Origin of the sequence: Deinococcus sp. Marseille-Q6407 (assembly GCF_946848805.1) — a bacterium.
Taxonomy (GTDB): Bacteria; Deinococcota; Deinococci; order Deinococcales; family Deinococcaceae; genus Deinococcus.
This window is the reverse complement of sequence record NZ_CAMPFU010000003.1, coordinates 211,164-225,945: the sequence shown is the minus strand read 5'-3', so window position 1 is coordinate 225,945 and position 14,782 is coordinate 211,164. Positions and strand designations below refer to the sequence as shown.

General features: G+C 65.9%; 12 protein-coding genes and 1 pseudogene. 8 read left to right on the top strand and 5 right to left on the bottom strand.

The window, feature by feature from the left end; genetic code table 11:
- Positions 1-157 precede the first annotated feature (157 nt).
- From OCI36_RS08155 to ppk1, 8 genes and pseudogenes are all read left to right on the top strand, one after another.
- A complete protein-coding gene (locus tag OCI36_RS08155) occupies positions 158-529 on the top strand; it encodes a P-II family nitrogen regulator (RefSeq protein ID WP_261664595.1) in 372 nt (123 codons plus the stop codon).
- Positions 530-670: 141 nt separating this feature from the next.
- Positions 671-1,896: pseudogene (locus tag OCI36_RS08150) on the top strand (ammonium transporter).
- 205 nt (positions 1,897-2,101) lie between these two features.
- Positions 2,102-3,145, top strand: a complete 1,044-nt coding sequence (locus OCI36_RS08145) for a beta-ketoacyl-ACP synthase III (protein ID WP_261664594.1) — start codon at positions 2,102-2,104, stop codon at positions 3,143-3,145.
- 3 nt (positions 3,146-3,148) lie between these two features.
- The gene (gene fabD, locus OCI36_RS08140; protein WP_261664593.1) at positions 3,149-4,066 is read left to right on the top strand and encodes an ACP S-malonyltransferase; all 918 of its coding nucleotides are present in this window, start codon (positions 3,149-3,151) and stop codon (positions 4,064-4,066) included.
- A gap of 42 nt (positions 4,067-4,108) precedes the next feature.
- The gene (gene fabG, locus OCI36_RS08135) at positions 4,109-4,876 is read left to right on the top strand and encodes a 3-oxoacyl-[acyl-carrier-protein] reductase (RefSeq protein ID WP_261664592.1); all 768 of its coding nucleotides are present in this window, start codon (positions 4,109-4,111) and stop codon (positions 4,874-4,876) included.
- 120 nt (positions 4,877-4,996) lie between these two features.
- Complete coding sequence (gene acpP / locus OCI36_RS08130; protein WP_261664591.1) at positions 4,997-5,227, top strand: acyl carrier protein; 231 nt, start codon at positions 4,997-4,999, stop codon at positions 5,225-5,227.
- Between the two features lie 270 nt (positions 5,228-5,497).
- Positions 5,498-6,736 (top strand): beta-ketoacyl-ACP synthase II, encoded by a 1,239-nt coding sequence (gene fabF, locus OCI36_RS08125; RefSeq protein ID WP_261664590.1) that lies wholly within the window; start codon positions 5,498-5,500, stop codon positions 6,734-6,736.
- Positions 6,737-7,249: 513 nt separating this feature from the next.
- Positions 7,250-9,388, top strand: a complete 2,139-nt coding sequence (gene ppk1, locus OCI36_RS08120) for a polyphosphate kinase 1 (protein WP_261664589.1) — start codon at positions 7,250-7,252, stop codon at positions 9,386-9,388.
- Positions 9,389-9,466: 78 nt separating this feature from the next.
- Here the strand turns inward: ppk1 and OCI36_RS08115 are convergent, their stop codons facing one another.
- From OCI36_RS08115 to OCI36_RS08095, 5 genes are all read right to left on the bottom strand, one after another.
- The gene (locus OCI36_RS08115; RefSeq protein WP_261664891.1) at positions 9,467-10,465 is read right to left on the bottom strand and encodes an ADP-ribosylglycohydrolase family protein; all 999 of its coding nucleotides are present in this window, start codon (positions 10,463-10,465) and stop codon (positions 9,467-9,469) included.
- Complete coding sequence (locus OCI36_RS08110; protein WP_261664588.1) at positions 10,462-10,947, bottom strand: TlpA family protein disulfide reductase; 486 nt, start codon at positions 10,945-10,947, stop codon at positions 10,462-10,464. The genes OCI36_RS08115 and OCI36_RS08110 overlap by 4 nt, the downstream gene beginning before the upstream one ends.
- A gap of 23 nt (positions 10,948-10,970) precedes the next feature.
- On the bottom strand, positions 10,971-12,026 hold the full coding sequence (gene ftsZ / locus OCI36_RS08105) for a cell division protein FtsZ (RefSeq protein ID WP_409996727.1): 1,056 nt from the start codon (positions 12,024-12,026) through the stop codon (positions 10,971-10,973).
- Between the two features lie 187 nt (positions 12,027-12,213).
- A complete protein-coding gene (ftsA, locus tag OCI36_RS08100) occupies positions 12,214-13,668 on the bottom strand; it encodes a cell division protein FtsA (protein WP_261664587.1) in 1,455 nt (484 codons plus the stop codon).
- The gene (locus OCI36_RS08095) at positions 13,665-14,720 is read right to left on the bottom strand and encodes an FtsQ-type POTRA domain-containing protein (RefSeq protein ID WP_261664586.1); all 1,056 of its coding nucleotides are present in this window, start codon (positions 14,718-14,720) and stop codon (positions 13,665-13,667) included. The genes ftsA and OCI36_RS08095 overlap by 4 nt, the downstream gene beginning before the upstream one ends.
- Positions 14,721-14,782: the final 62 nt, after the last annotated feature.

Here is a 14,782-nt window from a genome sequence, read left to right as displayed (position 1 = left end):
CAGGCACAGCGTTTTGAGTGGTGGAATTTCACTCCAGCACATGCGCGGACTTGTATAAATATTTTTGACAAATAGTCAGAAACTGCTTAATATCTCTACATGTCTGGAAGTTTATGCAGTTGAATTTCTGTGACATTGACAGAGAGAGGAGGCGGAAATGAAACTGGTCATGGCAATTGTGCGCCCCGAGCGGGTACAGCAGGTTAAGCAGGCGCTTTTTGATGCGGGCATCCGGGGAGTTACCCTCAGCCGGGTCAGTGGGCACGGCGGCGAGCAGGAAGTGGTGGAGTATTACCGTGGCACCCGGGTCATGGTGGAATTCCACGAGAAAGTGGAGTTCCGAATGGCTGTGTCTGACGAGTTCGTCTCCGCCGCGGTGAGGGCCATCTGTGAAGGCGCGCGCACCGGTGAAGTGGGCGACGGCAAGATTTTCGTGCAGCCGCTCGAACAGGTGGTGCGGATCCGCACCGGCGAGACCGATACCCAGGCTCTGACCCCGGTCAGCGCTCCCCGGCCTGTATCGCGTTAGGCCTGCGGCCGTATAGCACGCGGCTCCGCTCCCATTCCTTCCTGCGTCAGCCAGCGGCTCACCTGTTCCCTCCGGCAGTTTTCCCGCCCCGGTGCGGCCTTTCTGGAACTTTTCTATCGCGTCCTTGCCAAGGAGGACACCATGACCCTATCCACGACTTTCCGTTCACCTTCGCTGCAGCGCTCTTTGACTGTTCTGGCTGCGGGCCTGTTGCTGGGTCAGGCCGCTGCGCAGGGCACGGCGGCGCCGGCCCCTGACAGCGGCGACACCGCCTGGATGCTGATTTCGGCTGCCCTGGTGTTCCTGATGACGCCGGGTCTGGCCTTCTTTTACGGTGGCCTGAGCCGCGCACAGAGTGTGCTAAACACCATGATGATGAGCATCGCTTCTATCGGGCTGGTGGCGCTGCTGTGGACCCTGGTGGGGTATTCACTGGCGTTCGGCGACAGCGGCAGCCCCCTGATCGGCAGCCTCAGCCACGTGGGGCTGGCTGGCCTGGCCGGGAGCCTGACCGGCACCATTCCCAGCTACGTGTTTGCTGCATTCCAGGCCATGTTCGCCATTATCGCGGTGGCGATCATCAGCGGAGCGGTGGTGGACCGGATGCGCTTCGGGGCCTTTCTGGCTTTTGCGGGGCTATGGTCGCTGCTGATTTATTCGCCGCTGGCCCACTGGGTCTGGGGTCCTAGCGGCTGGCTGCTCAAAGCGGGCGCCCTGGACTTTGCCGGCGGCACCGTGATTCACATCAGTGCCGGGATCAGCGCCCTGGTGGCGGCCGCCATGATTGGCCCGCGTCTGGGCTTTCCGCGGGCGGCCCACCCCCCCCACAACGTGCCGCTGGTGCTGCCATGCTGACCTGGCTGCTGCTGGAAAGCCGCGGCAACGGCAAACCGACTGCCGTGGGCGCCGCTACTGGCCTGGTGGTTGGCCTGGTGGCCATTACCCCCGCCTGCGCTTTTGTGACTCCCTGGGCGGCTGCCTTGGTGGGCGTGCTGGGCGCTCTGGCCAGCTTTGCGGCCATCAGCTACAAGCACCGGATGCGCTCGGACGACGCGCTGGACGTGTTCGCCTGCCACGGGGTGGCAGGTATCGTGGGCGCCCTGCTGACCGGCGCCCTGGCCTGGACCACCGGGCAGGGTGCCCCGGTCGCGCAGCAGGTGTGGGTGCAGCTGATCAGCGTGGTGGTCAGCCTGGTGTACGCCGGGGCCGGCTCCTGGGTGCTGCTGAAGCTGGTCTCTGCGGTGATGCCGCTGCGCGTCAGCGTGGCCGAGGAAACCACCGGCATGGACCTGAACGCCCACCGCGAGAAGGGCTACAGCGAGCAGGAAAACGGCCTGTCTGCGCCGGTCTTCCTGGGCGGCGACTGAACTTCTGAAAAGGGGGAGTGGGCAGTCTGGCTGCTTGCCTCTCCTGTTCAGACAGCCAGCGAAGTGCGGTCCTCCAGCTGCCTTCGCTGGCTCTTTGCTGTCTTCCGGTTGGCTCCTGCCTGCGTTCCGGACGGTCTGAAACCCGCATTCTGGACCGTATCCCAGATTGACTGAACGGCGGTTCAAGGAATGCTACTTTGGCCGCATGACCACACACAACCAGCAGCCTGCGCCCCGGCCGGCGGGGGCCGGGAGCAGCGGCATCATCGCCCTGGGCATGTACGTGCCGGAGCGGGTGGTGACCAATGCTTTTTATGAAACCTACCTGGACACCACCGCCGAATGGATCGAGTCGCGCACCGGAATGCGCGAGCGCCGCTACGCCGCCGAGGACGAGTACGCCTCTCACCTGGGCGTCAAGGCCGTGCAGGACCTGCTGGCCCGCGACCCGGACGCCCTGCAGGACGTGGACCTGATTCTGTGCGCTACCGGCACCCCCGACGCCCTGTTTCCCAGCACCGCCGCCCTGATCGGTGAGCAGGTGGGCCTGCGCGGCGTGGCAGCGGCCGATATTTCGGTGGCCTGTTCGGGCTTTGTGTACGGCCTGGCGATGGCGAAAGGCCAGATCGCGGCCGGTATTGCCCGCCGGGTGCTGGTGATCGGCACCGAGGTGCTGTCCAAGCGGGTCAATCAGCAGGAACGCAACAACGCCATTCTGTTTGCCGACGGTGCCGGCGCGGCGGTGGTGGGGCCGGTGCCGCAGGGCTACGGCCTGGGCGAATTCGTGATGGGAGCCGACGGCACCGGCGGGGCCAGCCTCTTTATGCCCGGCGCCGCCCCGCAGCTGCCCGACGGCACCCCGGTCGGTGAATACGCCGCCATGAACGGCCGCGAGGTGTTCAAGTTTGCCGTGCGGGTGATTCCCGAAAGCGGGCAGCAGGTGCTGGACAAGGCCGGCCTGACCATGGACGATGTCAGCTGGATTATTCCGCACCAGGCCAACATCCGCATTATCGAAGCGGCGGCCCAGCGTTTCGGGGTGGGGATGGACAAGTTCGTGGTGAACCTCGACCGCTACGGCAACACCAGCGCCGCAACCGTGCCGCTGGCGCTGGCCGATGCCGTGCGCGACGGCCGGATTCAGGACGGCCAGACCCTGCTGGTGGTGGCTTTTGGCGGCGGGCTGAGCTGGGCCGCCTGCACCATGACCTGGTGGGGCGGGGCGTCCTCGCTGCGGGCGGAGGCCTGAACCGTGCAGCACAGCGACTTAAAAGGCCAGAAGATCGCCGCTCTGTTTCCGGGGCAGGGTTCGCACGCGGTGGGCATGGGAGCCGACCTGGCCGCCGCTTTCCCGGAAGCCGGGGCTGTATACGCAGAGGCTGAAGCCACCTTGCCGGGCCTGCGGGCCCTGATAGAGCAGGGGCCGCTGGAGGACCTGACCCTGACCGCCAACCAGCAGCCGGCGCTGGTGGCTGCCAGCGTGGCTGCCTACCGTGCCTGGCAGGCCCGCACCTGCCTGACTCCGGCTTTTGCCGCCGGGCACAGCCTGGGGGAATACTCGGCGCTGGTGGCGGCCGGAGCGCTGACCCTGCCGGACGCCCTGCGCCTGACCCGGCAGCGCGGCGAACTGATGCAGCAGGCGGTGCCGGCCGGCCAGGGCGCCATGAGTGCTGTGATGGGCGACCCGCAGAAGGTGCGGGAGGTTTGCGAGTCGCTGCAGGGCGTGCAGCCGGCCAATTACAACGCGCCTGCCCAGACGGTGATTTCGGGTCAGGGCGAGGCCGTGATGCAGGCCAGCGCCGATCTTAAGGCCCTGGGCCTGAAAGTGATTCCCCTGAAGGTAAGCGCTCCTTTTCACTGCCCACTGATGGAACCGGCCCGCACGGCACTGACCCCGGCGCTGGAGGCCACGCATTACGGTGAGTTCGCCTTTCCGGTCTATGCCAACGTAACGGCCGCCGCCAATCAGTCGGCGGGCGCCCTGCCGGACCTGCTGGCCCAGCAGATCACGGCCCCGGTGCGCTGGGTCGAAACCGTGCAGGCCCTCGCGGACGCCGGCGCTGAAGTCTTTATCGAATTTGGCCCCGGCCGGGTGCTGAGCGGCCTGGTCAAGAAAATCGTGCCGGGTGCGCAGGTGCTGAACGTGAGCGCCGCCGCCGATCTGGCCTGAGTTCCCAATTCACTCCCTACAAGAACGGGAAGAGGAGGCGTGATGTCTGAACAGCAAGAGCAGCAACAGCAGCAGAGAAAAATTGCCCTGGTCACCGGTTCCAGCCGTGGCCTGGGCCGGGCGATGGCCCTGAAACTGGCCCAGGACGGCTTTACCGTGGCCGTGCACTACGGGCGCGGCCAGGAACAGGCCGAGGCGGTGGCTGCCGAAATCCGCAGCGCCGGCGGCGCAGCCGAGGTCTTCGGCGCTGATCTGTCGGAGCCCGCCGGGGCCACGCAGCTGGTGGAAAACGTGATCAAGGCGCTGGGTGGCCTGGACGTGCTGGTCAACAACGCTGGCGTCACCCGCGACGGCCTGGCGGTCCGCATGCGCGACGAGGACTGGAACACCGTGCTGCAAACCAACCTGAGCAGCGCTTTTGCGGCCAGCCGCGCTGCCATCAAGCACATGATGCGGGCCCGCTCGGGGCGCATCATCAACATTTCCAGCGTGGTGGCGCTGAGCGGTAACCCCGGCCAGGCCAACTATGTCGCCAGCAAGGCCGGCCTGATCGGCCTAACCAAAGCGCTCGCCAAGGAATACGGCGGGCGTGGCATCACCGTCAATGCGGTGGCGCCAGGCTTTATCGAGTCGGACATGACGGCCGACCTGGGCGCCGATCTGCGCGCCGAGTACGAGAAGAATATTCCCCTGGGCCGGATGGGCCGCCCTGAGGAGGTCGCGGCGCTGGTGGCCTTCTTGGCCTCTGACGCGGCCGGCTACATCTCCGGGCAGACCATCGGCGTGGACGGCGGCATGAACCCGCACTGACCGTGCTGGGCGCCGGGGCTGGGGTCTCCGCCCTTCCTTTAAACCGCGTCCGTACTTGCGGGCCGCATTCACCCGAATCCGCTACACTGGGCTGGATTTCAGAAAGTAGGAGGTAGAAACATGGCGATTTTTGATGATGTAAAAGAAGTGATCGTAGAGAAACTGGGTGCCGAAGCCGATCAGGTGACTCCCGAAGCCCGCTTCGTGGAAGACCTGGGCGCCGACAGCCTGGAAATCGTGGAGCTGGTGATGGGTCTGGAAGACAAGTTCGGCCTGACCATCAGCGATGAAGACGCCGAAGATATCCGCACCGTTCAGGCGGCTGTGGATTACGTCGAACAGCACCAGTAAAGCCTGACCTGACCGGCGAGGGCGGGACGGGATTTTCCTGCCGCTCCCGGTTCCTGAACCACGTCAGCCACGTTCATGTCCAGCAGCGACAGGCGGGGGCCGGAAGTGACAGACGCCCGCCCGGGGTGCTCTGTCACTTCTGCTACCTGTTGCTGGCGGCCTGCGCCGTTGCTGCTTTACCGCCCTTTTTTGCATGCGGCCGGAACTTCCCTGCCTCCTCCTGCCCCGCCGGGCCGGCCGCTTCCCTTCATTTTCTCAAGGAGCGAAACCATGACCGAACTGAAACGCGTAGTGATCACCGGCCTGGGCCCTGTGACGCCCATCGGCACCGGCAAGGACGCTTTTGCCCAGGCCCAGCGGGCCGGGGTCAGCGGCACCGGGCCAATTACCCGCTTTGATCCCAGCACCATTGCCAGCCGGATTGCCGGCGAGGTCAAAGACGACCTGTCGCAGTGGCTGGATGCCAAGGAAGCCCGCCGCCTGGACCGGGTGGTGCAATTTGCGCTGGTGGCGGCCGACCTGGCCCTGGCAGACAGCGGCCTGACCCGTGAAGAGGTGGCCGGCGAGCGCACCGGCACCCTGGTTGGCAGCGGTATTGGCGGCATGGAGACTTTCGAGGCGCAGGCCCGGGTCAATATTGAGCGTGGGGCCGGGCGTATCAGCCCGATGTTCATCCCGATGATGATCGCCAACATGAGTACCGGCCACGTTGCCATGCGCTACGGTGCCACTGGCCCCAGCTCTACCGTGGTGACCGCCTGCGCCACCGGCACCGGCTCTATCGGCGAGGCGGCCCGCTACATTCAGCTGGGCCTGGCCGACCGGATGTTCGCCGGCGGCACCGAAGCCAGCATCGTCCCGCTAGCGATGGGCGGCTTTTCCAACATGAAAGCCCTCAGCACCCGTAACGACGACCCGCAGGCCGCCAGCCGGCCTTTCGACGCCGAGCGCGACGGCTTCGTGATGGGTGAGGGCGCCGGCGTGGTGATGCTGGAAGAGTACGAAATGGCCAGGAAGCGCGGCGCCCACATCTATGCCGAGATTCTGGGCTTTGGCGTCAGCGCCGATGCCTACCACATCACCATGCCCGCTCCCGAAGGCGCCGGCGCGCAGCTGGCAATGCGGATGGCGCTGCGCACCGCTGGCATCAACCCCGAGCAGGTGGGCTACATCAACGCGCACGGCACCTCCACCCCGGCCAACGACCTGCACGAAACCCAGGCCATCAAGCATGTGTTCGGTGACCACGCCTCCCGGCTGGCGGTCAGCTCCACCAAATCCATGACCGGGCACCTGCTGGGTGCGGCCGGCGCCGTGGAAGCCATTGCGGTGGCCCAGGCGCTGCAAGACGGCATTTTGCCGCCCACCATCAACCTGACCCACCCCGACCCCGAGTGCGACCTGGACTACATCCCGGAAGGCGCCCGCGAGCAGCAGGTGCAGTACGCCCTGAGCAACTCCTTCGCCTTCGGGGGGCAGAACGCTGCGTTGCTGCTGGGCCGCGTCTAAACCGGAAACCCACGGCGCGGCGCAGCACCCCACAGATCAGCACCCCACAGAACAGCGCGGCGCCGCCCCGGCCCGGTCACTGGTAGCAGGCAAAACAGCCGCCGCCAGTGGCCGGGCTTCTCTTTATGGCGGGTTACGGCCTCCGGCGCGGCCCCGGCGGTCCGGCGGCGGTGACAGCCGGCAGGCGGCCTGAACTGTGCAGCCTGACCTATCCTTGACATACCGGTGACGGCACTCCGCTCTAATCGTGACACTCTGTCGGCTTATTCCTTTTTCCGTTCCTGTCACAGCGAGGTAACCATGACCAAAGCCAAATCCACCGCCAAAGCGGCAGCCAAGACTGCGGACAAAACTGCCGCCAAGTCTGTTTCTAAGCCTGTAGCCAAGGCCGCCGCCAAATCCAAGCCCAGCAAAGCGGCTTCCCGCCGTCGGACTGCCGCAAAGACGCCCCAAGCTCCGGCTGCCAGCGCCAAAACAGCGCGGCCAGGGAAGGCCAGCCTCAGAGCAGCTGCTATGCCGGCGACTGCTGAGAAGAACCTGGACAAAGCTGCCAAAGCAGCCAGACCGGCTGCGGCGGAAGCGGCCGCTGATCAGGCACCCGCTGCGGCCGAGCGGCCCCTGCGCGAGACCTTCAGCACAGTGGGCAACCCCGGCAGCCGCTTTCTGAACCGTGAAATGTCGTGGTTGTCGTTCAATGAGCGGGTGCTGGCCGAAGCCTGCGACGAGCGCAACCCGCTGCTGGAGCGGCTGAAATTCACCGCCATCTGTGGCAGCAACCTCGACGAGTTCTTTATGGTGCGGGTGGCCGGGATTCACCAGCAGATTGCCGCCGGCGTGCAGACGCCCAGCTTGGACGGCCTGCTGCCCCGCGAGGTGCTCAAGCTGGTGCGCGAGCAGACCCACACCATGATGACCCGGGTAGAAGGGGTGACCCGCCGGGTGCTGGGCCAGCTGCAAAGCGAGGGCATCAAAATCTGGCGGATGGATGAGCTGGACGCCGCTGCCCGCGAGGAAGTGCGCCGGCATTACCTCGACCAGATTCAGCCGGTGCTGACCCCACTGGTGGTGGACCCCAGCCATCCTTTTCCCTATATCAGCAACCTCAGCCTGAACCTGGGCGTGCTGCTGGAAGGCAAGAAGAAAAAAGAACCCGACTTTGCCCGCGTCAAAGTGCCGGTGGGCGTGCTGCCTAGAATCGTGACCATCGGCGGGCGGCTGATGCTGCTGGAAGATGTGATGGCCGCTCACATGGGCGAGCTGTTCAAGGGGCGCCAGGTCAGGGCGGCCTATCTGTTCCGGGTCACCCGCAACACCGATTTCGACTTTGATGAGGACGAGGCCGAAGACCTGCTGGCCACCGTGGAAGACGGCCTGCGCCGCCGCCGCTTTGGCGACCCGGTGCGGCTGGAAGTGACCCAGGACATGCCCCAGAAACTGCTGGGCTACCTGCAGGAACGCATGAGCATCTCGCCCAAGGACGTGTTTCAGTTGCAGGGGCCGCTAGGCACCGGCGACTTTATGGGGCTTCCGGTGGATTGCCCGGCGCTGAGCTTCGAGCCACACCAGCCGCACCTGCACACTTATGGCCGGGACGACGACGAGAGTATTTTCGACGTGCTGCGCCGGCGCGACATCCTGCTGCACCATCCTTACGATTCGTTCGGGCAGGTGCTGGATTTTCTGGAAGAGGCCGCCGCCGACCCGGACGTGCTGGCGATCAAGCAGATTCTGTACCGCACCGGTGACGACCACCGGCTGCTGGGCGCGCTGCGCTCGGCGGCCGAAAGCGGCAAGCAGGTGGTGGCCTTTATTGAGCTGAAAGCCCGCTTTGACGAGCAGCGCAACATTTCCTGGGCCAAGCAGCTGGAGCGGGCCGGCGCCCACGTGGTGCACGGTGTGGCCGGGCTCAAGACCCACGCCAAGGTGACGCTGGTGGTGCGGCGCGAGGCCGGTGGCCTGCGGCGCTACGTGCATATCGGCACCGGCAATTACAACGCCAAAACGGCGCGGCTGTACACCGACCTCAGCCTGCTGACCGCCGATCCCACCTTGGGCGCCGACGCCACCGAGCTGTTCAACCACCTGACCGGTTACGCCGAGGCCGACTATCAGCGCATGCTGGTGGCCCCGCAGTACGCCCGCGACGGCATGATCGAGCGGCTGGAGCGCGAGGCCGAGTTCGCCCGCCAGGGCCATGATGCCTGGTTTACCGGCAAGTGCAACCAGCTGACCGACCCGGCCATGATCGAGGCGCTGTACCGCGCTTCACAGGCCGGGGTGCGCATCCGGATGGTGATTCGCGGGGTGTGCTGCTTGCGCCCTGGTGTGGAGGGCCTCAGCGAGAATATCGAGATTCGCAGCCTGCTGGGCCGCTTTCTGGAACACTCGCGCATCTATGCTTTCGGCAACGGCGGCGAACCGGAAGTGTATTTCGGCAGCGCCGACTGGATGAGCCGTAACCTGGACCGCCGGGTGGAGGTGCTGGCGCCGGTGCTGGTGCCGGCGCTGCGGGAAGAGTTTCTGGAGATTATGGACACTGAGCTGCACGACCAGCGCGGTTCCTGGTACCTGCGCGAAGACGGTGTGTATGAGAAACTGCCCGGCGAACGCAGTGCCCAGGCGGAGTTCGCCGAGGACGGCAGCTCCGTCTGAGCCGCAGAAGGCGGGGGCGTGCCAGCCTCGGCTGGTGGACGCGTCCCGCTGAAGAAGCCAGCGCTCTGTGCTTTGACCTTACTGAGCGCCGGCAATCGCCGCAGTCAGCAGCGCCGGGTAATGCTCGCTGCAGAGCCACCCCCGCTCCCAGCTGGGCCAGGAGTGGCCCAGTCTGAGCGGCGGCAGCAGATGCTCCGGCACACTCAGCCCCCGCGCTCCCACGATGGCCCCGGTCACGCAGGCCACCGTGTCCGAATCGTCGCCTGCCAGCACAGCCAGCTGGGTGCAGTCCAGCCACGCGCCGCTGCGGGCATGGGCCAGCGCAGCCTCCAGGGTGTCCAGCACGTAGCCACTCTGCGAGGTGTATTCGCCTTCCAGGCCACTGTTGACCCGGTCGCGCACCTGCTGCTGGGCCGAGCGGCTCTGTTCTCCGAACTGCGTGTAAGCGGCGCGGCTGTCCACCCCGAATAGCCCGGCGTCCAGCATGACAGCGCGGGCGTCGGTTCTCTCCAGCCGTGCCAGCCCGTAAGCGGCGGCGCGTGGCAGCGATTCGTCCTGGGCCAGTGCTTCCAGCAGCCCGGTCAGGAACACCGAGGCGAACACGCAGCGCGGGTCGGCGTGGGTCAGGGCGGTGACCAGCACGCTCTGCCGGTTCAGCTCCTCGCCACTGAAGCCGGCCAGCCAGACGGCAGCAATCCTCATCAGGCCGCCGTTACCGGCGCTCTGATACCCGCTGTCGGCCCAGGCCCGCACGCCACCGTCCAGGGTGCCGTAACCCAGGGCGCTGCGGGTCAGGCCGCCCACGTCCGGCGGGCGGGTGCTCAGCCAGTCACTCAGGCCGCCCAGCACGCCGCTCAGCCCCTCGCCGCGCCGGTAGCTCAGCAGGGTCGCGGCGGTCATCTGGCTGTCGTCGGTGGCCTCGCCCGGCCCGAAGCCGAACACGCTGCCCGGCTGATAGTCGTGAAAAGTCTCGCCGTAGCGCTGCCGGATGGCCTGCGGCGTCTTGAACTCGGTGGCGGCGCCCAGAGCGTCGGCTGCTGTCAGCGAAAACAGGGTGTTCAGGCGGCGGTCCATCAGCGGTCCTCCTGGGGCCCGGCAGTGCCTTGGGCTTCAGTGATTTCGGCCAGCCAGTAATCCAGCCGGGTCTGGGCGTTGTCCTGGCTGCCGTAAATCGAGCGCACCACCTCGCCGCCCTGCAGGGCGATCCAGTGGGGCGTGCCCTCGGTGGCGTAAGCGGCGGCCAGCGAACCGTCCAGGTCCAGCGCTACCGGAAAAGGCAGCCGGGCAAACTTCTCGGCAAAGTGCAGCAACGTGGGCAGAATCTCCTCGCGCGGCAGCTGACGGTGCCCCCGCGAGGTATGCACCGCGATGAAATTCACCTGTTCGCCGTACTGCGCGTGCAGCTGCTTCATAAAAGGAATGCCGCGCGACACACAGGCCGCGCACTCCAGATGAAAGAACATCAGCAAGGTGGGCCGGCCCGGCTGCACGTCTTCGGGCCGCCAGACAAAATCCCCTGCCGCAGGCCAGGGCAGGGGAGAGTGAGGGTCAGGAGTCATGGCTCCAGTCTAAGCGGCGCAGTTCAGTCGCGGCCCACATTCCGCAGGAAAGCGGGAATGTCGTAATCCTTGGGGTCGTAGCTGGAGGAGCTGCCGGTCCGCACCGGGCGCACCATATGGTCAAAGCTGCTGCTGCTTTCAAACGGCATGTCGTCAAAGCCGGTGGCAATCACGGTGACGCGCACCTCGTCGCCGGCCGCTTCGTCAGGGGTGATGCCGAATAGTACGTCCGGGTCTTCCTGGCCGGTGGCTTCGCGCACGCGCTCTAGAATCTCGTTGGCGTCGTTCATGCTCAGATCGTAGGAGCCGGTCACGTTCACCAGAATGCGAGTGGCACCCTCGATGCCGCGTTCCAGCAGCGGCGAGTGAATGGCGGACAGCGCGGCTTCTTCCACCATCTTGTCACCGCGGCCGGCGCCGATACCCATCAGGATGGTGCCGGAGTTGCTCAGCAGGTTGCGCACGTCGGCAAAGTCGAGGTTAATCATGCCTTCCACGTTGATCACGTCACTGATGCCCTTGACGCCGAAATACAGCACCCGGTCGGCAATCAGGAAAGCTTCGCGGAACGAGACCTTCTTGTCGATGGCCGTCAGCAGCTTCTCGTTGTTGACCACGATCATGCCGTCCACCCGCTCGGCCAGCTTGCTGATGCCTTCTTCAGCCACCCGCTGACGCTTGGGGCCTTCGAACTTGAAGGGACGGGTCACGATGGCCACGCTCAGGATGCCCATTTCGCGGGCAATCTCGGCCACCACCGGCGCGGAGCCGGTGCCGGTGCCGCCGCCCATGCCGGCGGTGATGAACAGCATGTCGGTGCCTTCGAGGTATTCCTTGATGCGTTCCTTGTCTTCCATGGCGGCCTGCTCGCCCACTTCGGGGTTGGCGCCGGCGCCGAGACCACGGGTCAGGCGGTCACCCAGCTGAATCCGCGCCTCGGCGTGGTTCTTGGCCAGCACCTGTGCGTCGGTGTTGCCGGCGATGAACTCCACGCCGTCCAGGCCCGATTCGATCATGCGGTTCACGGCGTTGTTGCCGGCTCCACCCAGTCCAATTACGCGAATTTTGGCAGCTTCCATATCTGACTCCTTTGAGAACTCCGGGCGGGATTTCGGCCGCCCGGGGGTGGGCTGTAAGGCTCTTTTCCGTGTGGCCTGCGAAAAGAGGCGAGCCCTGAGAAGAATGCGGCATTCAAGCTTTCAGCAGTGTAGCGCGGGCAGGCACCCGGCGGGGAGGCAACTGCTGCCCCCTGCCGGGCCTGTGCCCTTAAAGCCAGTCGCTGAACCAGCTGCGAATCTTGTCCAGCAGGTTAGGCTTGCGGTCCGGGTTTGCCGGTTGCTGTGCCTGCGGCGAGGTACGCACCACCGTCTGCTGCACCGGCGCAGTGGGCACCGGCTCAGGGCGCGACTGCACCGGCTGGGGCGCCGGAGCGTGGGGCCGCTGCTGCGGCGCGGCCGCCGGCTGCGGCTCGCGTTCCGGTTCGCGGTCCTTTTTGGATTTGATCAGTGGTGCTTTAACCGGCGCCGGCTCGGGTTCCGGCTCGGGCAGGGGCGCGGGGGCGGGCATCACCAGCCGGCCGTCCTCATTCAGGCCGAACAGCACCAGGCCCACGCCGGCCGCGTATTCAGGACCATTGACGATATCGATCAGGCCGCCGATGTTGATCGGTTTGCCCAGCCGCACCGGCACCCGGAAACGGTCGCGGGCCAGCTCGGGTGTGCCGCGCAGTTTGCTGGCGCCGCCGGTCAGGATCACATGCTGGGCGATCAGTTCGACCGGCCCCAGCGTCTGGTCAATCTCGTCGCGGATCATGCCGAAAATTTCGGCGATGCGCGGCTTGATGACCCGTGACAGCTCCTGCGCACTCAGGGCGTGGGTCTTACCCTGCCCGGTGGTGATTTCCAGGGTCAGGTCGGTGTCGGCCATTTCGGGCAGAGCGGCGCCGTAACGGCGCTTGACGTCCTCGGCCTCTTCCATCGGAATCTTGAGAATCTGGGCCAGGTCGGCGGTGACGTGATCGCCCCCGATAGGAATAGAGGCGCTGTGGGCCAGGTTGCCGCGCCGGAACACCCCGATATCGGTGGTGCCGCCGCCCATGTCGATCACGATCACCGACTGGCTCTGCTCACCGGTATCCACCGTGGAGAGGCCTGAGGCCAGCGCATGCAGCACGAAGCCGTCGACCCGCAGCCCCGCCTCCTGCACGCAGCGGCGCAGGTTCAGCAACGGTCCAGCGGTGCCGGCCACGATATGCACGTCCACTTCCAGCCGCACGCCATGCATCCCGACCGGGCTCTTGATGCCTTCCTGGCCGTCTACCTCGTACTCCTGCGGCAGGGTGTGCAGCACTTCCAGATTGGGGTCAAGCGGCACGGCCTGAGCATTTTCAATGGCGCGGTGAACGTCGGTGTCGGCAATCTCGTGCCCGCGACGGATAGCGGCCAGTCCGTGGCTGGTGATGGCTTTGGTGTGGTTGCCCGACACCGTAACGTAGGCGCTTTCCACCTTGACGCCCGCCACCCGCTCGGCGCGGTGCACCGATTCACGGATGGCCTGCACGGTCCGCTCCAGGTTCACGACCGAGCCACGCTTGAGTCCCTCGCTGGGCACGCTGCCCTGACCGATAATGTCTACACTGCCGTCGCCGGCCAGTTCGCCAATTACAGTGGTAATTTTGGTGGTGCCGATATCAAGGCCCACAATCATTCGGTTGTCCTTCATTCCTGGACGCTCACCCCCCAGGGGTAGATATGAATAGCTTGATTAGGGTAGTCCGCCAGTGCTCCGGCGTACTTCAGCAGAGACTCTAGATCTCCACTCCAGGCTGTGCTCTCGGGAGAACTGACCGTAAGGCCGGAGGGAGTGTACTTCACCAATTGTACATGGTAGGGCGCGAGGGCTTCCAGAGCGGTCAGCGCGTCGCCGGTCCGCTCGGGGCCCCAGCCGGAGATGGTAGGAAGCCCGCCCAGGTTCAGTGGCGCCCCGGGCAGATGGGTGCCGTCCCGGGCCACTGCCACCGGCGACTGGCCTGACTCGCGCAGGACCGCGTAGGGCGCACGCTCGGTGACCTTGATGCTCAGCCGGCCGGGAAACTGCCGGGCCACCTCGGCCGTGGCGATCCAGGGATTGGCCGTCAGCCCGGCGGCTTGCCGCGCCCCGTAATACAGCCAGCTGCTGCCCCGAGCAAGGCCGGCAGCTGCGACCACATCCTCGGCGCTGAGATGCCGGTTGCCGCTCACCTCTACCTCGCGGATAGGCAAGGCGAACCACGAAGCCGCCAGCCCCAGGAGCAGGGCCGGCACGGCTACCCAGCCCCAGCGCATGCCACGGCGCCGGCTGGGTGCGGGCGCTGGGGCTGGGGTCAGGGTAGGCTGTTCCTCTCCGGGGACAGCGTCGGGCACGGACGCCGTTTCTGCCAGCGCTGCGCTTTCAGAGATGATGACAGGGGTAGCCTCATCCGGTAGAGACTCAGCTGGCGGTGTATCTGGGAAAGCCTCCAGCTGCGGCTCAGGTTGGGGCGAGCGGCGCAGCGAAAAAATCTGGCGTCGCGGCGGGCGGCTGGCCGGTGCAACGGGGGGCTCTGGCAGGTCGGCAGCAGCCGCTGAGCCGTCTACCAGTTCAGGTTCGGCTGGCTCAGCCAGCGGCGGTGCGGCCACGCTTTCAGCGGCGGGCAAGTCGTCCAGATCCTCGTGCAGCACTTCTTCTTCTGCGTCCGGATGCCACTTCTTCTGACGGCGTGGCGTGCCGGGGTTGGGGGGCGGACGGCGAAACATAAGGTCAGCTTAGCGGGTTTACCGTGAAGGAGTTCGCATTTGTGGCCGACCTTCCAGAGTCC